This window comes from Thermogutta sp. (assembly GCF_014359955.1).
In the GTDB taxonomy this organism is placed as follows: domain Bacteria; phylum Planctomycetota; class Planctomycetia; order Pirellulales; family Thermoguttaceae; genus Thermogutta.
Window position 1 is genome coordinate 1 of record NZ_JACIYL010000505.1, and the last position, 3,267, is coordinate 3,267.

The window sequence follows — 3,267 nt, forward strand, 5'->3', positions numbered from 1 at the left end:
TATCGCCTGTTGACATTCATCCCCCGACCGGATTCCCGCATCGGTTTCCCTCCGCCGATCAAGGTTGTGCATCCGGTTCCGCGGCGGGTGGAGCGCCTTGTTGATCTTTGGCAGAATGTGCAGCCGCAGATCGCGCAACTAGCAGAAATGGGGGCTCTTCGGCTTGGCGGGGAGACTGGAAATGCAGAATCAACCGACGAATCTGCTCGGGACGGCAAAGAGTCTCAGCAGTTTGTGGAAGAAGTGGCGGAAGAATTTGCCGCGCTGGGTAAATCGATCGACACAATTTCCGTGAGTGAGCTTGATCGTCGCGTGGCGAAGCTCCAGCCAAAAGTGCGGCGAATCGCCATGGAGGTGGAATCTCTGCGACATCGGGCGTTTCAAGTCGATGTCCGCAGCGACGCCGACGCCCAGCGGCTGGATTCGCTGCGCAGTCAGTTGCGGTTGCTGGCGAGTCGCGTGCATGACCTGGCCCAGGAACTGGAAGCCCTGGAGCCTATGATTTACGACACGGGAAGCGTACCGAATGTGCTTCCGGCCATGATTCCAGCATGCCTCTCCACCGAGACTCAAACGGGGGAACCGGTGTCGCCCTGGTTGAGCCTGTGGGCAGTACTCTATGGATCGCCTGACGTGCTTCGCGGATACGACATGGGTAAAGTGAATCACGCCCGCCAGTGGTTCGAAAAAGCGGCAGCCGCGTACCGATCCCATGATCCGGCACAAGCAGACAACGTTTCGCAGAGTCTGGCGCAGTTTGCTGGAATTCTGGGAGATTTGGGACGCTCAGTCGAGTCGGAACGCCGAAAACTCCCTGTGGATGAAGCCCATCGCGATTTGCTGGCGCAAACGGCGTATCCGCCTCCCGGTTACACAGACTTTGAGGTCTTTTACAACGCCTTTGACCCGTTTCGTTGGGCGTGGATTGCGAATCTTTGTGCCTTCGGCATTCTGCTGCTCGGTGTTGGCCGGGTGCGCCGAGTCGGTCTATTTGTGGGACTGGGCGTGCTGGTGCTGGCGCAGATAATCACGGCTGTGGGGTTTGGAATGCGCGTGGCCATTTCCGGCTGGGCACCGGTGACGAACATGTTCGAATCGATTGTCTTTGTGTCGTTCGTGATCGGGGTTTTGGGGATCTGGTTCGTGGTTCAACCCATTTTGGGGGAAGCCGTGCGCCGAGCGTGGAGTTTTGTGTCCCTTTCCTTCGAACCTCTCGCCCGCATCACGCCCGACGAGAAACTTGGTTCCGGGGCTACCGCTAAAGCGATTAAAGCGGCGATTCTCGCGGGACGGCTGGTCCTCGGCGGGGCGCTCTTTTACTATCTGGCGGTTGTCCCGTACGACGTGGGTAAGAGCCGCGCCGTGTTCGACCTGGTTCCCGAGATCACGCGATCCCTGGGTACACCATCCCTTACATCGGTGATCATGAATGTTTTGGGGTGGTTGGTCGGGATTTGTATTCTTCTGTGTATCGTGTGGTTGGTGCCACGGTTCGTTGCGGCTGTCGCCGTCGCGGCAGTCTCCACAATTCCCGCGGCCTTGCGAGGGCCCGAATTACGTGGAAGGATCGATCACGCGGTCCAGCGGTCGCCTTTCGCGTTGGCGGCGGCCGGTCTGGCGTTTCTCACTGCCGTCATCGCGTACTTTTCACCGGTTTGGGACAAGGGCATCGAAGCCCTCCAGCCCGTGCTGCGGGATCGGCTTTGGTTGTTTGCCCACGTGCTGACGGTCACGGCGGGGTATGGCGCCGGACTGCTTGCCTGGGGACTCGGCAACATCGCCCTGGGTTACTACCTCTTTGGACGTTACCGGCACCTTGAGCCAGGAGAACGTCGCCTGAAAGGAGAACGGCATCGGGCACAGGGAGGAACGACCACCACGGCCGCATTTGTCGAAGCGCCCGAGCCATGCTACACCCTCGCTCAGTACATCTACAAATGTGTGCAGGTGGCGGTCATTCTGCTGACTGCCGGTACAATCCTGGGAGGAGTGTGGGCAGATCGCGCCTGGGGCCGATTCTGGGGCTGGGACCCGAAAGAAGTGTGGGCCCTCATTTCCATTCTGGTTTACATGGCGCTGCTGCACGGTCGCTACGCAGGTTGGGTGAATACCTTCGGAATGGCCGCTGGCTCCGTGTTCGGTATGATCTCGGTGGTTTGGGCCTGGTACGGCACGAATTTCCTCATGCCGGCAGGACTCCACGCCTACGCGGGTGAAGGGAGCGGTGGCGGTCTCTATGTGGTGGCGGCCTTTACCGCAAACCTGCTCTTTGTGGGTTTGGCCTGGGCAAGGTACCGCCGAGAAACCCATCATGAAGAAGTGGTACCGCGGCCGAGAGACGCCTCCGCCGGCGAACAGCAGCGCAGGCCGCACGAGGTTGGGGCCGTTTCCTAAAGCTGACACGTGTGATGCAGTTGCGGAAGGAACCCGCGGGGGCCGAACAGCCTGCCGGCCAGCGATAAATTCCGGACCGTCGGCGGTCGTTTCTGGGGGCCGTTTATCGCTGCCAAGATGCCCCGGGCTCTCCCGACCCGCTCATGCCCTGTTGCAAAATCCAATCCCACGGAATTCGGGCACCCAGCGCGTCACTATTGAGGGCCAGAACTGGAAGACCCTGCCACCGAGCCACGATCCAGGAGCTGTCACGCTTGGCGGCGGGTAGAAGTTGAATGCCCTCGGCGTCCCAAACCACTCGAAGCTGAAAAGAATCGAACGGAATGACGCCGGCCGATGGGCTGTCGCCTTCATCCTCCCCGAATTGTTGCCCTTCATCGATGCTGGGAAAGAATACCGCTCGTGGGCGTCCTGCATCACGAGCTTGGTACGCCTCGTCGGGTGCGGCAGGGATCTCATACTCGGCGAAGCGAACGCCGCTGAAGCAGGAAGAATTTTCAGCAAAAATCTCCGGGATTGAGAACCACTGTTTGAGAATCCGCCATGTTGTGATTGTCTGGCCGATTCTCAGCACTCCCGTCCCAAGGTGGATGAGGCAATCACCGGAAATCAACCTGTCGTTGATCGCGTCGAGGTGAAGGATTTCCATTTTGCCCGTCTTGTGAGGGATGTCCCCCAGGATGCCGACAAGACCTGGGGACGTCTCGCGCCAGGTGACTTGACCAGTGACGCTCACATGCCATTGAGTTCTGCCCGGGGTTGTCACGGTACCGGCGCTTGCAATGGTTCCCGAGAAGCTCGATTTGTTTGGGGGAAACATCTGACCGACAGCGAGTGTTACGGTTGGGCCCTGAAAACCGCCCGAGTACCGAT

2 protein-coding genes are annotated in these 3,267 nt (G+C 59.5%); one reads left to right on the top strand and one right to left on the bottom strand.

Features of this window, described 5'->3' with window-relative positions:
- Nucleotides 1-2,394, top strand: a 2,394-nt coding sequence (gene ccsA, locus H5U08_RS13630) for a cytochrome c biogenesis protein CcsA (RefSeq protein WP_297034108.1), incomplete at its 5' end; no start/stop codon positions are given.
- Between the two features lie 103 nt (nucleotides 2,395-2,497).
- On the opposite strand, the gene H5U08_RS13635 is transcribed toward ccsA, so the two are convergent.
- A partial coding sequence (locus H5U08_RS13635) for a hypothetical protein (protein WP_297034112.1) occupies nucleotides 2,498-3,267 on the bottom strand: 770 nt, incomplete at its 5' end.